This is a genomic window from Companilactobacillus ginsenosidimutans, assembly GCF_001050475.1.
In the GTDB taxonomy this organism is placed as follows: domain Bacteria; phylum Bacillota; class Bacilli; order Lactobacillales; family Lactobacillaceae; genus Companilactobacillus; species Companilactobacillus ginsenosidimutans.
The window spans coordinates 316,370-331,504 of record NZ_CP012034.1 but is presented as its reverse complement, the minus strand read 5'-3'; the positions used below and the strand labels follow the sequence as shown (position 1 = coordinate 331,504).

Sequence of the window (15,135 nt, the reverse complement as noted above, 5' to 3'; positions counted from 1 at the left end):
TTATCTTGTCTAAAAAAGTTGATATACAATCTCTACTTAATTTACTGATCTCACACCATCATCAGCTCGCTGGAAATGTTTTAGAGTTGCACTTGTCTTCTTTAGTTGTTTCCGTTATCAGCGTCAAAGTTAAACGTAGGACCATTTTGGTCGTTGTTTATTGTATATGAATCTGACGTTTTGTTATCTGGAATGTTTTCATTATAATCCACTTGCTCAGGATTTGAAACACCTTGTTGTGAATTCTGGTCAACTGAACCTTGATTTATCCCAGGATCATTAGTCAAGTCAGAATCATCAGCCTGCATACCAATTCTTTGTTTCAAGTCGTCAGTGGGTGTCTGTTCAAGCATCTTGTTCCATTCAGGGCTTTCAACGTATTCAAGTTGTTGTTGCAACATCTTTTGCAAAGTTGCTCTGAATGAACTAGTTTTACTTTTCAGATCATCAGTTTGAATGGTAACCTGTCTGGCTTTGTCAGAAGCATCTTCAAGAATCTGATTAGATTTGTCTGTTGACTGGTCTAATAAATCTCTAGCTTTAGATTGTGCCTCTTCAGAGATTACTTGAGCTTCTTTCTCAGCATTTGCCTTAACCTTATCAGCAGCATCTTGAGCCACTAAAATAGATTGATTCAAAGCATCTTTCATTTCTGTGAAATACTTCAATTGTGATCGTGATTGTTTCAATTCTTTTTGTAATTGAGCATTTTGTTGCAAAGCCAAATCATAATCATTTACGATTTGACCCATAAAATCATCAACTTGTTCTCGATCATATCCACGAAACTTTCGATCAAACTCTTTATTATGTATTTCGATAGGTGACAAGACCATCAAACAACACCCCCGACTATTTTCTGATTATGTTTACAAAAACTATGTATTTATTATTTCTGGATTTGCCCATAATATCATTAATTCTAATACGTCCATAGCCTCTAACACTAATAGTATCATACAAAGTTACAAACGCACTCGCATTGCGATTTGGAACCCAATTTAATTGTATTCGGCCATGTTCAATCAAAGACTTAGACTGCGTCCTTGAAATATCATAGACATCCGCAATAATTGTATCGAGTCTGAGTGATTGGACATTAATTGTCTCATCAGCTGACTCGTCAATCGGCATAATTATATCTTTTTGAATATCCTTCTTATCCAAATGAACTTTGAACGAACCAATTTTATCCACTTGGTCTTCGACAAATTGATCTAAGTTATCAAAACAAAAAAACTGCCATCTTTTGCCATTGGTGATGATATCTCCAAAATGATCACGATCCATACCAGATCCAGTTAATGAACCTAATATTTGTCCATGATGCAAATTGGCGAATCTCTCCGGATACCTAATCTCATACAACGATTCTTTAAAATCAGATTGTTTGGGTACAAAATAATCAGGAGCAATAATGCCCCTGACCCTTTCTGCTCCCTCGTATCCACCATAGTAATGAACAAATAAATCATCATATTTGTTAACTAAATTATCTAAGATGGCACGCTCACGAAGATTTAAAAAATCCGTTAATTGTGGGATATACATAGATTGTGTTCGGAGTAATAAATCACCGATTTTATCGATAAAAGGTTTTTCTTCAGGGCGGAAATATCCACCGTTTATATCGACCTTCACTTTATCACTCATTAAATTATCATAAAAATCACTTTCTCTAAGACTTGAACTAACACTAAAGCAATAATTGGGGCAAAATCAATCAGACCGATTCTAGTTGGAATGATCCTTGAAATCAAATTTAGAAATGGCTGAACTACCCCTGCTATCATTCGACCGAATGCCGAATTAAAAACAGATGGAATGAATGTTAATATGCAATAAACAAATATTAACAATTGGTAAACACCAAAAATTCCACCGATAATGACTGGTAATCCATTCATTATTTGTCCCATTTAATTTCCTCCATTATTCACCAATGTCAGGAATACTACCATCTATTTGAAACTTAGGTGGTGTGCAAAGGAAAATCTTGTCCCCAACTCGCTTGATTTCACCGTTTAAGGCGAAAACAGTACCAGTTAAGAAGTCAACAATTCTCTTTGCTTGTTCATCATTGATGTTATTGAAATTAACGATAACAGCTTTGTTATTTAAAATTTGTTTAGCAACAACTTTGGCATCAGCATAAACTCTTGGTTGGTATATAGCAATTTTGCTGCTACCAGTCTTTGCGTTATTGCCGGAATCAATTGAAACAACTTTTTCGTTGTTTGAATAATCAACTGATTCATTATTTGTTTGGTCTACTTGTTTACCGGCATCGTAATTTTCGTCATCACTGATGCCAAAAAAGTTACCTAATTTTTCAAATGCCATAGTTAAACTCCCTAGTTAATTATTTTCTACGCTTGAAAATTGGTGGTGTCGAATCATCGTCATCATCACTCAAGTCGATTGTTTCTGGCTTTTGGAAGATATCAAAATCACTCTTTTCACCTGAAACATTGTTTGAATTATTGTTATTTGATTGATTAATGTCCCAATCAGCAAATGTATCTGTTTGAGTTTGTTGTGTTTGTCCTTGAGCATCATTACTATCTGGTCTGTCTTGTCCATCAAAGACAGCATTTGGATTGTTCAAGTTAAGACGGCGATTTTGATTTTCTTTCTTAGCGCCTTCTGTTTCAACACCTGTAGCAATAACAGTAACCTTAACTTGGTCACCAAGTGTCTCATCAATAGATGTACCAAAAATGATATTAACATCTTTGGTTGCTTGATCTGTAACGATTTGAGCAGCATCTTGTGCTTCAAATAATGACAAGTCAGGACCACCAGTAATGTTAAGAAGAACTTGTTTTGCACCATCAATTGAAACTTCAAGTAATGGTGAAGAAATAGCTTTGTTTGTAGCATCAGTAATTCTATTTTCACCGTTTGCTGTACCAATACCCATAAGAGCTGAACCTTGGTCAGACATGACAGTCTTAACATCAGCAAAATCCAAGTTAACGAATCCTGGTGATGTAATTAAATCAGAAATACTTTGTACACCTTGTCTCAAAACATCATCAGCAATGCTGAATGCTTCGTTCATAGGTGTCTTCTTATCAACAATTTCTAGTAACTTACTATTTGAAATTAATACCAAAGTATCAACGTCTTTTTTAAGTTCACTAATACCGTCTGCAGCAAAGCGTGAACGTTTTGATCCTTCAAAAGCAAATGGACGTGTAACAACGCCAACAGTCAAAGCACCGCTTTCTTTAGCAATGTTTGCAACAATAGGTGCAGCACCAGTACCAGTACCACCACCCATTCCGGCAGTGATAAAGATCATATCGGCACCTTCAAGGGCCTCCTTAATCGCTTCTTCACTTTCTTGGGCGGCCTTTTGACCAATTTCCGGATTCGAACCAGCACCTAAGCCTCTTGTCAATTTAGGTCCTAATTGAATTTTTGTTTCAGCTTGTGAGCTTTCCAAAGCTTGGACATCAGTATTTGCGGCAATAAATTGCACACCTTTTATTCCAGTATCGACCATACGGTTAACAGCATTTCCACCTGCTCCACCGACACCGATTACTTTAATAACTGCCCCCATATTTTCACTTGAATCTAATGAATATTCCATTAAGGAGTTCCTCCTATTACCTGTCTTAATAGTTAACTTTCTAATTAATCAAAAAACTTACTCCAGAAGTTCTTGACTCGATCCATTCGAGCACCCTTTTCAGGTTTCTTCTTTTCAGAAACTTTCTTAGGCTTAGCAGCTGGCTTTTCTTTAGCACCTGCTTTGCTCTCATCGGGATAAGTCTGTGGTTGAACATTTGGTCTTGCGCTCGAATCATTTTGATTAATTGCAGCACCGTTGACTACATTATCAGCAATAATTCCAATTTCGTTCAAATTCGATGTATACGACACTAAGCCTAAGCCCAACGCATAAGAAGGATATCTCATGCCCATCTGTGCTGGGACATAACGTCTAACTTTCACACCAAAAATCTGTTTAGCAAGCTCCTCAATTCCCGAAGTAGCAGCCACACCACCAGTTAAAACAATTCCACCCGGTAATGAAAGTGCACTTGCGTCTTCAAGTGGTCCCTTAAGTCGAGTAAATATCTGTTGAAGTCTAGCTTCAATAATTTCTGATAAGTATTCTTCTGAAATTGTTTCCGGTTCAGATTGACCTACTACATCAACACTGATTGTATCATCAGTATCAGCGTTTGCCGAGTTTGCAGTACCGTAATATAACTTTAATTGTGAAGCATTTTCAACTGTGGTATTAAGCACAACTGAAATATCGTGTGTAACGTAATCTCCACCTTCAAAATCGACAGTTGATAACTTCAAATTGTGATCATGCACAACCGAAGCAGTAGTTTGACCTGCACCCATGTCAATGATTACGGCACCAAAATCACTCTCACCATCGTCTAAAGCAACTTGGCTAAGTGCCATTGGAGCAATGACTTTGTGAACAATATGTAGTCCAGCTTTTTGAATAGCCTTCTTAGTATTGTGAACGATTGTTTTAGGAGCGGTATAGATAATACCTTTCATTTCCAAACGAACACCAATCATTCCACGTGGATCACGAATATTATTAAATCCATCCACAGAAAATTGTTTTGGAATTAGTGAAACAACTTCTCTTTCACTTGGTAGATTTTGAATCATGGCAGCTGCCATAACTTGTCTTACATCATTTTCAGTAATTTCTTTTGATTGTGTGCCAACAGCAATCATTCCTTGACACTTTTCAATTTGCAGCATATTTGCTGAAATTCCAACTATTACTTCTTTAATAGTAATATTTGCTTGTGTTTCGGCTTTTTTGACCGCTCGCTTTATTGCACCAGCCGCTTTGTCAATATCAACAATAACACCACGACTTACCCCTTCAGATCGCTCACTTCCGACACCGACGACACTTAATTTATCGTCTGATGCTTCAGCGACTACCACTTTTATAGAGTTAGTACCAATATCAAGACCGACGAAAAACTCTGAATTGTCCATAGACAGTGGTTGCCTCCTTAAATAGTTAAAAAACCTTCATTAAAAAATTTTAACACAAAAATGATTATATTAAACCTATTTCTTGTCATCAAATGGGTAAGAATAAGCACCCACTTCTATATCGATGACTCCCTTTTTCTTCATTTGTGAAGCAATACTTGGATAGTATTTCATTTTCTTGTCTACCGTTCGAGTATCCGCAATCACTTTATTACCGTCATTCATATCGATTTTTATCCGATATGGATTAATTTTTGTTGATGCATTATGAATTTCTGAAATATTATTTTTGACACTCTCTGGCATCTTCTTATATATCTCAGTTATTTTTTTCAAATCATCTTTTTTATCAAAATTTGTATATATTGGATAATTACCTGTGTAAGATTTCAACTTATTCGAAAGAATTTTGCCATTATCGATAATCCGATAATAATATCCATCTTTGAATATCAATCCCAACGTTGGATATTCATTGACGTTAATAGTTAGATCTCGTAAGTTTTTCGTCTTAAATGAAACTGACTTAACAGAGGGAAGTTCCTTGTGAGTATTATTAGAAATTGAATTTTGCCTCAAGAAAACTCCCAGTAATAAGGAGTTGTCGGTGATTTTGGTTGCATCAATGACTTGTTGTGCACCTAAATCATTAACTCCCTTAACAGTTATATTTCTAACTTTACTCAAAGGGGACCCAAAATATGCCAAGAAAATAATTACAATAGCAACAATTAAAATAATAAAGCTTTTTTCATAACTCTTTCGCTTTTTAGACATTTGGTTACCTCAAAAACTATTTCTTTATTAAATCAGTTAACACTGCAATGAGCTTATCTGAAGCATCCGGTACACCAATTTCTTTGGAAGCATCCGACATTTCATTCTCAACATTCTCGTTGGTCAAAATGTCAGATATTCCCTCAAACAATTTTGCAGAAGTTAAATCAGCTTCAGGCATAATCTTTGCAGCACCGTTAGCTGAAATTTCTCGTGCATTAATTGTTTGATGATCATGAGTGACATAGGGACTAGGAATAAAAATTGCGGGAATACCAAGTGCTGTAATTTCAGCAATGCTCGTTGCACCACTTCTACCAACAATGAGCTTCAAATCTGGCAAAATTTCCGGCATGTTGTCAATGTATGGTTGGATAGAAATATTTGGCTGATCCAAATACTTCTGTTCGATTCTCTTAATCACACCATCGTAATGCACCCTACCTGTCACAAATAAAACTTGAAAATCGGCTTCACTAAATTCAGGTAAAGCTCCAATAACTGCTCTATTAATAGGCTCTGCGCCTCGAGAACCACCGAAAATCAAAACAGTTGATTTCGCTGAGTCTAAATTAAAATCCTTTAAGCGATCATTTGCTTTGATTCCCGCAGCTTCCTGAGCACGAGGGTTACCTGTAAACACAATTTTCTTCTTTTCAGAAAATTGATCTTCAGCTTGATGAAACGCAATTGCAATTTTATCAACAAAATGACCTAAGAATTTGTTTGTCACGCCAGCAATTGTATTTTGCTCATGGATTACAGTTGGAATTTTAAGTGCATGTGCTGCATAGACAATCGCACTTGAAACATACCCACCGGTTCCGACAACAATATCTGGCTTAAATTCACGAATTATTTTCTTTGACTTACCGATAGAAGAAAGAAACATATTCACAACTTTGATGTTTTCCAATGTTAACTTACGTTTGAAACCGCTAATTTTAATGGTCTTAAATGCAATACCTTCACGAGTAACAATCTTGCTTTCTAGACCATTCTCAGTACCAACATAAAGAACATCTTCAATCATGTCACGTTCCTTCAATCGCTTAATTAAAGCCATTGCAGGATAAATATGTCCTCCTGTTCCACCACCGGACACAATAATTCGTAATTTAGTCATTTTTGCTCCCCTTTAGTTTTTTTACTTCCTCAATAAATAGATCCCCACGTTGTTCAAATGTATCAAACTGATCCCAACTAGCTGCAGCAGGTGAAAGAAGAACTACATCTCCAGCTGAACTTTGTTTGAAAGCTTCAGGAACTGCTTCGGACAAGTTTTGAACTTCCACGATATTGCCAATTTCAGCTTTTTCTGCAGCGTCAATCATCTTCGAAGCAGTCTCGCCGTATACAACTATACTGTGGACACTACCTTTCAAGGATGGAACCAGTTCATCAAAAGTATTTCCACGGTCAAGGCCACCAGCAATTAATGTAATTGGTTGTTTAAAAGCGTGTAAAGCAACTGTAGTTGCTTCGATATTCGTTGCTTTGGAATCATTATAGAAAATTCTATCTTCAAATTTATCCACATATTGAATACGGTGTTTAACGCCACTAAATTGGCTTAGCACTTCAATAATGTCGCCATCAGATACACCAAATATTTTCGCTACATCAATTGCAGCTAAAGCGTTTTGGACATTATGTTCTCCGGGGACCTTGATTTCATCTTCATTCATGATCAAATGGCGATTGTAATAAATATTACCGTCAGACAAGTATGCTCCAAAACCTAATTCTTGTTGATCAGAAAATGGAATTACTTGTGCTGATGATCTCTTTGAAAGATTTCTCCACTCTGACGTGTTCCAGTTGACGACAAAATAATCATCTGCAGTTTGGTTCTGTGTGATATTCATTTTTGCATTTATATAATTTTCACGTGTTTTATGAAAATCTAAATGGGCTGAATAAATATTATTCAACACGGCTACCTCTGGATGTAAATCGATTGTTCCTTCTAATTGAAAACTGGATAATTCAGTCACTACAACATCATCAGCAGTGGCTTTTTGAATAACATCTGAAATAGGTATACCGATATTACCCGCATAATAAGAATTCTTAAATTGTGGTGAATGATCCAGCATTAATTGGATCAAAGTTGTAACAGTCGTTTTACCATTGCTACCAGTAACCGCAACCATAGTGGCATCTGAACAACTATATGCTATTTCTGGTTCAGTAATTACAGGAACTTTTAGTTCAATTGCTCGTTTGATTAATTCATTCTCGTATGGAATACCAGGATTTTTAACTACAAAATCATAAGTTCCATCAATCAGTTTTGCATCATTACTGCCGGTAATTACGTTAAATCCCTCTTGAATCAAAGCATTCGCTTCTTCATTGCCTTCAAGTGGATTGGAATCTACGACAGTGATATCACAGTTAATTTTTTTCAAAAGTTTAGCAACAGCGTAGCCACTTTTTGCCAAGCCTAAAACAAGTATTTTTTTATTTGCGTAATTACTATTTTTGACCATAACTAACCTTCTATATAAAAATTGTTAAATAAATTGCTGAACAAATTATTCCGATAATCCAAAAGACAATATCAACTTTCCATTCACTCCAACCTAACATTTCAAAGTGATGATGAATTGGTGTCATCTTGAAAATACGACGACGAAATACTTTGAATGAGAAAACTTGGAGCATAACACTTGCAGTTTCAATGACGTAAACCAAGCCAATAAGAAGTAGTGACCAGTAACGACCAAGTAAAATGGAAATTGCTGCCAGACCTGCACCTAATGCTAGTGATCCAACGTCACCCATGAATATTTTTGCTGGCTTATGATTAAACATAAGGAATCCTAGCAATCCACCGGCCACTGAGAAGCACACAATAGCTATATCAACACGATTCTGGTTCAAAGCAATAATTGCATATGTCAAATACGAAATGCTTCCTAGGCCACCTAATAGGCCATCTAAGCCATCTGTTAAATTGGTTGCATTTGAAAACCCAACCAACCAAAAAATTGTAAACAGAACAAAAACTATTTTGGAATCAACTGACAAAACACCTGGAATTGAAAAGTTCAGAGGTAACTCATCATTGATATAAACAAGTAAGAAAATTACTGCAACGATTATTTGAAGTACTAATTTTTGTAATGCCTTCAAACCCAGATTTCTTTTTTTAAATACTTTGATGAAATCATCAATAAAACCAATACAACCGAACAAAATGATTACTAAGGTTGTAATCAACAATGCGTGAGTCATTTGATGCATCCATGCACCGACCCAAAGGTTAGTAATTGTCATTGCAATAATAATCAGTAGTCCACCCATAGTTGGAGTTCCTGATTTTTTTTCATGCCATTTAGGTCCTTCTTCACGAATGGATTGACCTTCTTTATGAGCAATTAAATAGCCAATTAAAAATGGCATAAAAATTGCAACAATTGCAAAACTGCTTATTAAATCTATAAAAATCTTACTTAGTTCCATGGAATAATCCCCACTTAATTATTATTCTTCAACGTTACTGTAATTTTACCACTGTCATTGATGATTTGGCCTGCCTTTATAGATTGTTCTGTAACATAACCATCACCCTTGGTAACGACAGTCCGACCTGTGATTTCTGCAAATTTGAGTACATCATTCTTTGACCAGCCGGTCAAATCAGGCATTGTCATTGCACCATTGGTTAACATAACAATTCGTTGACCAGGCATTACTTTTTCTCCACTGGCAGGAAGTTGTTGAACAATTTTGTCACCAGTTCCAACTATTCCTGATTGTAAATTCAGTTTAGTGATTTTCTTTTGAGCATCTTCAACTGAACTATTTAGAAAGTCTGGCATATCAACATACTGGCTTCCAGCTTTAACATCGACACCAGATTCATCTTCTTGAGTCATCAATCGCTTGACGAGTGGATTAAATATTTCAGCAATCATTTTTTCAGCTGCGGTAGACATGATCTGAGGCTGTTTCATTGTGATATAAACGATATATCTAGGATTCTTGTATGGAACCATACCAGCCACCGAGAAAATATAGTTACTTGCACCAGTCAAATATCCACCTGCTGGTGATGCAACTTGCGCTGTACCTGTTTTTACACCTACGGAAATTCCAGGAATCTTGTAAGCAGCACCTGTACCATAGTCTGCTGTGATTACTTGTCTCATAGCATTACGAACTTGAGTAGCAGTATCCGCAGAAATAGGATGTCCTACAACATCAGTCTTAAATTTTTGAGTAGTCTTTCCGGTGTTTGGATCAACTATTTTCTTAACGAGTTGAGGTTTTACCATTTTCCCATTATTTGCAACAGCAGAAAATGCTTGTAGCATTTGAAAATCGTTAACGTTGACACTTTGCCCAAATGAAGTCATCGCTTGATCACTGGCATGTTTATATGAAATTCCACCAGCAATCTCATCTGGTAATTCAATTCCTGTTTTGTCACCAATCTTGAATTTCTTCATATATTTCATCCAAGTATCGGCACCCATAGTTTGTTCAAGGTGTACCATACCGACGTTAGAAGATCTTGGAAATGCTTCATATAGAGGAATTGACCCCCAACCAACATCATTCCAATCCTTGATAGTTCTACCACCAACTTCAACGGTACCTGATTGATAGTATGAGTTTGGATCATAATTTCCTGAATCGATTGCTGCGGACATGGTCAATATCTTCATTACTGAACCAGGTTCAAATTGATCAGCCACCAGTGTGTCACGCCAACTCTCAGACATACCTTTACCTGTTGAAGGATTAAACGTAGGACGCTGTGTAGCGGCCTTTATTTGACCAGTTTTTGAATCCATAACAAGTACTTGTAGGTCCTTTGGTTGATACTTATTTTGAACATTCTGAGTCAATATTTCGACATATTGTTGAATCTTACTGTCGAGAGTCAAATATACGTTTGAACCATTGACAGCTTGCTTTTCAACAACTTCCGAGCCAGGTAATTCATTCCCTTGAGAATCAATTTTTGTAATTTTTTTACCGCCTGTACCAGATAAAACTTTATTATACGAGCGTTCAATTCCCATTAATCCACTAATATTTGTGTTCGGATCATTAATATTGTTTTGTTGTGTAATACCAACTTGGTTTGTAGCAAATACCCCATTAGGGTAAGCACGAGATGGATACTCATTAAACTTAATCCCCTGAAGGTGAAGTGCAGCAATCTTATTTTTAATTTCAATTGAAAGATTTCTACCTTCTGGACCAAATTCGACTTGATATTGTTTTTTATTGGTAGGATTCAAATAATCTAATATTTGTTTCTTTGATAGAGGTAAATATTTCGATAGCTCAAAGGCTGTTTTAACTTTGTCTTGAACATAATCTGGTTTACCCTTACTAGTTTTAGCCTTGGTAGATAAAACCGCGTACACGTCAAAAATACTCGAGTTACCGGCAATCATGTCGCCGTTAGTATCGAGTATGTCCCCACGTCTTGCATTAACTTGGTCAACATGTTGATATTTTTGTCGTGTCTTGTCCGCTAGATTAACTCCATCAAATTGCTTGCTTGTAGCAATTGAAACGAATCTAGAGGTAAAAATGATAAAACAAAAGGCAGTCAACACCACTATTACGATACCTACTGCAAAGTGATTGTTTCGTGCCTTATTGTGAAGAAGTTTTAAAAAGTTTTTCATTTCGCAACGTTCCTTACATTTTCATTACTCATCTTCAAGTTATGCTTTTTTGCAAAGCTTGATAATCTGTCATAACTTGTTAATTCTGAAACCTCTTGTTGTAAGTTAACGTTACTGGTGGTTGTATTGGATATTTGTGTTGTAACAGTGTCTAAACTGTTTTGTGCAGAAGTCATTGAAACTTTCATTGTAACCAAAGCTGTCATTAAACATAAAGTTAAAATTCCTAGACCGATCAATAAAAGTGATTCTGTCTTTGAAATAGCCACTTTGTGTGTAACGGCAATCTCTTGTGATTTGACTTGTGGTTCAGTTTCAACTGTTTCATAGCTTTGTAAGTTTCTGGCTGTACTTTCTAACATTTCCTACACTCCATATTAAATCTTTTCTACAACACGTAACTTCGCACTATGTGCTCTATTATTTTCTTCTAGTTCTTGATCATTTGGTGTAATGGGCTTTCGAGTGATCAGCTTGAGAGTCGGTTGAATATCTTTTGGAATTACAGGAAGGCCTCTTGGAACATCTACCTCTGATTCTTCCTTAAAAGTATGTTTAACTATGCGATCCTCTAGGGATTGGAACGTGATAACACTTATTCTACCCCTAGTTTCTATCAAATCAATCGCTTCTGTTAAAGATTTCTCAAGTGAGCCAAGCTCGTCATTGACTGCTATACGTATAGCTTGGAAAATTCTCTTAGCGGGATGACCGCCTGTACGCCTTCTCGCAGCTGGGATTGAGTTCTTTACGATGTCCGCCAATTCCAGTGTAGAAGTTATCCGATGGTCGTCACGAGTGCGTTCTATCGACCTTGCAATTTGTTTTGAAAATTTTTCATCACCATACTTAAAGAAAATTCTCACTAAGTCATTATATGGCCAATCATTGACAATTTTCTCTGCATCGAGTTCTTGACGTTGATCCATTCTCATATCTAATCTAGCTTCTTTTTTATAGCTAAATCCACGAACTGCATCATCAAACTGTGGTGAAGAAACTCCAAGATCATAAACAATCCCTGTTACTTCAAAAACATTTAATTCGTTCAAACGTTCTTGCATGTTCTCGAAATTGTCTCGAATTAAAACCAATTTATTATCTCCAATGATTTTTGGATCATTTTCGATTTCCTCACCAGTTTCAATTGCACTCTCATCACGATCAAAAGCATATACGGTACTATTGTGCACACGACTCAATAATTCTTTAGTGTGTCCACCGCGTCCAAAGGTTGCATCAACGTACGTTCCGTTGTCCTTTGGCGCAAGCATGTCAATTGTCTCTTTTAAGAGAACTGTTTTGTGTGTAAATTCATTAGAAGTCAAAGTCTGTCATCTTCTCCGAAATATCTTCAAAGTTCTCTTCTGCCTCTTGATTGAATTTATTCCAATTCTCTTCGTCCCAAATTTCGATTCGATCAGATACTCCCACGATCACACAATTCTTTTCTAATTTAGAAAACTTGATCAGTGGAGCCGATAAATTGATACGTCCTTGCTTATCGAATTCCACTTCAGTAGCTGCCGAATAAAAGAATCTGGTAAAGGCACGAGCATCTTTTTTCGTTAATGGTAATTTGTCGAGTTGAGCTTCAAGTTTTGTCCATTGGTCCATGGGATATCCAAAAAGACATCCGTCCATTCCACGTGTGACCACAAAGGATTCACCAATTTCTTGGCGGAATTTTGATGGAACTATTATTCTTCCCTTTGCATCAATTGTGTGATGAAATTCACCCATGAACATCTAAAGCTCACCTCAAATCTTTAACACTTTCTAATTTACCACAATTTACCACAATTAACCACACGAACTTAGAATAATCATATTATGTTTCAATATATTGCTCAAAAGCCTTCTATATCACTGATTATAAAAAGTGGTGACTGGTGGGGGGAATATTACCAAATTTTAAGGAAGTTGCATAAAACCGCTAGGTGAAGTAATATTGCAAATATAATTACACTAGGTGGTGTCAGTTTTGAACGATAAAAAGCCGAAGAGTACTTTATCTAAAATCATTCAAGGAGTTGTTTGGTTGATGATTATTGTTACCCTTCTTGGTGTAGTGCTTGGAATTGTACCAGGATTACTACAATAAATAACAAAAAGAGTCGCATCGAGAATTCTCGATGCGACTCTTTTTTATAAGTTTATTTCTTTACCATAATTAATTGATTAAATACTTTGTGCAAAATAATTACTAAGACCAACATCATTATCATATTGGCAATAAAACTACCACCATTAATTACTAATGAATATATCCAAGGATTCATTCCCTTTGGAGCAAAGGCCGCCCAAAAAATACCACCAGCTATGAAGTGAAATAAATATTTTACTGAAAAGCCTAAAGCACTGAATGCCAAAATCCACCCCAGTGAATTTTTACCATTAGAAATCGTCTGTTTGACTTTGTAACTGCCCAGTCCAATTAATCCAATTGCTCCAAATGCAATTGGATACTCAATAAACCCCTGCAGTGGGTTCATGACACTTCCCGTGCTAAGCCCACGCAATAACATATCCAGTAATCCCCACACCAGTCCAGCCATTAACCCCGCCTTTAATCCACGACGCAATGCAAAAATGGCCATTGGTATTAATCCATAAACTACTTCGATAGATGAAATTCCAACTGAATGCGGGACAAATGCTAGCGCTTGTGCAGCAGCAGTTACAATAGCACCTTCAGTTAATATGATTAATTCCTTATTTTGTGCCATAAAAAAAACTCCCTTGGAATTGTCATCACAAGGAAGTTACGTACATTTGTAAGTTTAAACACTATCCCTACGCATGCATTAACATAACAGGTTTTCAGGGTCTGATAATAATCACTCTCAGCCAAAATGGCTCCCCTCGTGCTGACTATTTAATTTTAACGACATTATAACTACAACTAGTTATTTCGTCCAAACATTCGGCTCATAAATCCGCGTTTCTTAGGTGTGTCGAATAATGTTAACGGAACATTCTCACCTAACATACGGCGAGCAATATTCTTATAACCACGTCCGGCATCACTATTAGGATCAGAAACAACGGTTTCACCAGCGTTTGAAGAAGAGATAACTTCATCTTCATCAACTATAATTCCGATTAATGGAATTCCTAAATGATTAACAATATCTTCAATTTTCATTGAAGTACCTTCGTTGATCATGTTCTTTCTAATTCTATTGATAATTAAATGTGGTGTAATTGGCATCTCAAGACTTTCCAAAATACCAACAACACGATCAGAATCACTAACCGATGCTATTTCGGGATTCGTCACAACTAAAGCTGCATCAGCAGAATTAACGGCATTTTTGAATCCATATTCAATTCCAGCTGGACAATCAATCATGACAAAATCGAATCTTTGTTTTAAATATTCAATAATTGTACTTACTGCTGCATTGTCCAAAACATATTTATCAGAAAATTGTGATGCAGCCAGAAGATATAAATTATCTCCGAATCTTGGATCCCTAACCAGAGCCTGTGATAAAACTACTCTTTCTTGGGCAACATCGACAATGTCATATACTATTCTATTGGTTAATCCAAGGACTGCATCCAAGTTACGAAGTCCTATATCTAAATCGACCATACAGACTTTTTTCCCCATAGATGCTAACTCTGTACTGACATTAGCTGTGGTAGTTGTTTTTCCAACTCCACCCTTACCGGATGTCACAACAATAGAAATTCCCAT

General features: G+C 36.3%; 17 protein-coding genes and 1 riboswitch. Of the genes, 1 reads left to right on the top strand and 16 read right to left on the bottom strand.

Going from position 1 to position 15,135, the window contains the following annotated elements; translation table 11 throughout:
* Nucleotides 1–101 precede the first annotated feature (101 nt).
* The 14 genes from ABM34_RS01865 to mraZ all read right to left on the bottom strand — a co-directional run bounded on the left by ABM34_RS01865 (nucleotide 102) and on the right by mraZ (nucleotide 13,178).
* Entirely contained in the window at nucleotides 102–836 is a 735-nt protein-coding gene (locus ABM34_RS01865) for a DivIVA domain-containing protein (RefSeq protein WP_048702752.1), read from the bottom strand.
* A gap of 16 nt (nucleotides 837–852) precedes the next feature.
* A complete protein-coding gene (locus ABM34_RS01860; protein ID WP_048702750.1) occupies nucleotides 853–1,653 on the bottom strand; it encodes a YlmH family RNA-binding protein in 801 nt (266 codons plus the stop codon).
* On the bottom strand, nucleotides 1,653–1,919 hold the full coding sequence (locus ABM34_RS01855; RefSeq protein ID WP_048702749.1) for a YggT family protein: 267 nt from the start codon (nucleotides 1,917–1,919) through the stop codon (nucleotides 1,653–1,655). The genes ABM34_RS01860 and ABM34_RS01855 overlap by 1 nt, the downstream gene beginning before the upstream one ends.
* A 13-nt stretch (nucleotides 1,920–1,932) precedes the next feature.
* Entirely contained in the window at nucleotides 1,933–2,343 is a 411-nt protein-coding gene (locus ABM34_RS01850; protein ID WP_048702747.1) for a cell division protein SepF, read from the bottom strand.
* Nucleotides 2,344–2,362: 19 nt separating this feature from the next.
* A complete protein-coding gene (gene ftsZ / locus ABM34_RS01845; protein WP_048702744.1) occupies nucleotides 2,363–3,601 on the bottom strand; it encodes a cell division protein FtsZ in 1,239 nt (412 codons plus the stop codon).
* Between the two features lie 44 nt (nucleotides 3,602–3,645).
* Nucleotides 3,646–4,995, bottom strand: coding sequence for a cell division protein FtsA (gene ftsA, locus ABM34_RS01840; protein ID WP_048702742.1), 1,350 nt, complete (start codon nucleotides 4,993–4,995; stop codon nucleotides 3,646–3,648).
* A 75-nt stretch (nucleotides 4,996–5,070) separates the two neighbouring features.
* Complete coding sequence (locus ABM34_RS01835; RefSeq protein ID WP_048702740.1) at nucleotides 5,071–5,772, bottom strand: cell division protein FtsQ/DivIB; 702 nt, start codon at nucleotides 5,770–5,772, stop codon at nucleotides 5,071–5,073.
* Nucleotides 5,773–5,788: 16 nt separating this feature from the next.
* Nucleotides 5,789–6,898 (bottom strand): undecaprenyldiphospho-muramoylpentapeptide beta-N-acetylglucosaminyltransferase, encoded by a 1,110-nt coding sequence (gene murG, locus ABM34_RS01830; protein ID WP_048702738.1) that lies wholly within the window; start codon nucleotides 6,896–6,898, stop codon nucleotides 5,789–5,791.
* Nucleotides 6,891–8,267, bottom strand: coding sequence for a UDP-N-acetylmuramoyl-L-alanine--D-glutamate ligase (gene murD, locus ABM34_RS01825; protein ID WP_048702736.1), 1,377 nt, complete (start codon nucleotides 8,265–8,267; stop codon nucleotides 6,891–6,893). The genes murG and murD overlap by 8 nt, the downstream gene beginning before the upstream one ends.
* Nucleotides 8,268–8,277: 10 nt before the next feature.
* Nucleotides 8,278–9,243 carry a phospho-N-acetylmuramoyl-pentapeptide-transferase gene (mraY, locus tag ABM34_RS01820; protein WP_048702734.1) on the bottom strand — a complete coding sequence of 322 codons (966 nt, stop codon included), beginning with the start codon at nucleotides 9,241–9,243 and terminating at the stop codon, nucleotides 8,278–8,280.
* Between the two features lie 14 nt (nucleotides 9,244–9,257).
* Nucleotides 9,258–11,429, bottom strand: coding sequence for a penicillin-binding transpeptidase domain-containing protein (locus tag ABM34_RS01815; protein ID WP_048702733.1), 2,172 nt, complete (start codon nucleotides 11,427–11,429; stop codon nucleotides 9,258–9,260).
* Entirely contained in the window at nucleotides 11,426–11,791 is a 366-nt protein-coding gene (ftsL, locus tag ABM34_RS01810; protein WP_048702730.1) for a cell division protein FtsL, read from the bottom strand. The genes ABM34_RS01815 and ftsL overlap by 4 nt, the downstream gene beginning before the upstream one ends.
* Nucleotides 11,792–11,806: 15 nt before the next feature.
* On the bottom strand, nucleotides 11,807–12,757 hold the full coding sequence (gene rsmH, locus ABM34_RS01805) for a 16S rRNA (cytosine(1402)-N(4))-methyltransferase RsmH (protein ID WP_083988246.1): 951 nt from the start codon (nucleotides 12,755–12,757) through the stop codon (nucleotides 11,807–11,809).
* Nucleotides 12,747–13,178, bottom strand: coding sequence for a division/cell wall cluster transcriptional repressor MraZ (mraZ, locus tag ABM34_RS01800; RefSeq protein ID WP_048702728.1), 432 nt, complete (start codon nucleotides 13,176–13,178; stop codon nucleotides 12,747–12,749). The genes rsmH and mraZ overlap by 11 nt, the downstream gene beginning before the upstream one ends.
* A 235-nt stretch (nucleotides 13,179–13,413) precedes the next feature.
* On the opposite strand from mraZ, the gene ABM34_RS13030 reads away from it, so the two are divergent.
* The gene (locus ABM34_RS13030) at nucleotides 13,414–13,533 is read left to right on the top strand and encodes a DUF4044 domain-containing protein (protein ID WP_083988245.1); all 120 of its coding nucleotides are present in this window, start codon (nucleotides 13,414–13,416) and stop codon (nucleotides 13,531–13,533) included.
* Between the two features lie 52 nt (nucleotides 13,534–13,585).
* Here the strand turns inward: ABM34_RS13030 and thiT are convergent, their stop codons facing one another.
* Both thiT and minD read right to left on the bottom strand, forming a co-directional pair.
* The gene (thiT, locus tag ABM34_RS01795; RefSeq protein ID WP_048702727.1) at nucleotides 13,586–14,158 is read right to left on the bottom strand and encodes an energy-coupled thiamine transporter ThiT; all 573 of its coding nucleotides are present in this window, start codon (nucleotides 14,156–14,158) and stop codon (nucleotides 13,586–13,588) included.
* 46 nt (nucleotides 14,159–14,204) lie between these two features.
* Nucleotides 14,205–14,305: riboswitch (TPP riboswitch) on the bottom strand.
* Nucleotides 14,306–14,334: 29 nt separating this feature from the next.
* Nucleotides 14,335–15,135, bottom strand: coding sequence for a septum site-determining protein MinD (gene minD / locus ABM34_RS01790; RefSeq protein WP_048702725.1), 801 nt, complete (start codon nucleotides 15,133–15,135; stop codon nucleotides 14,335–14,337).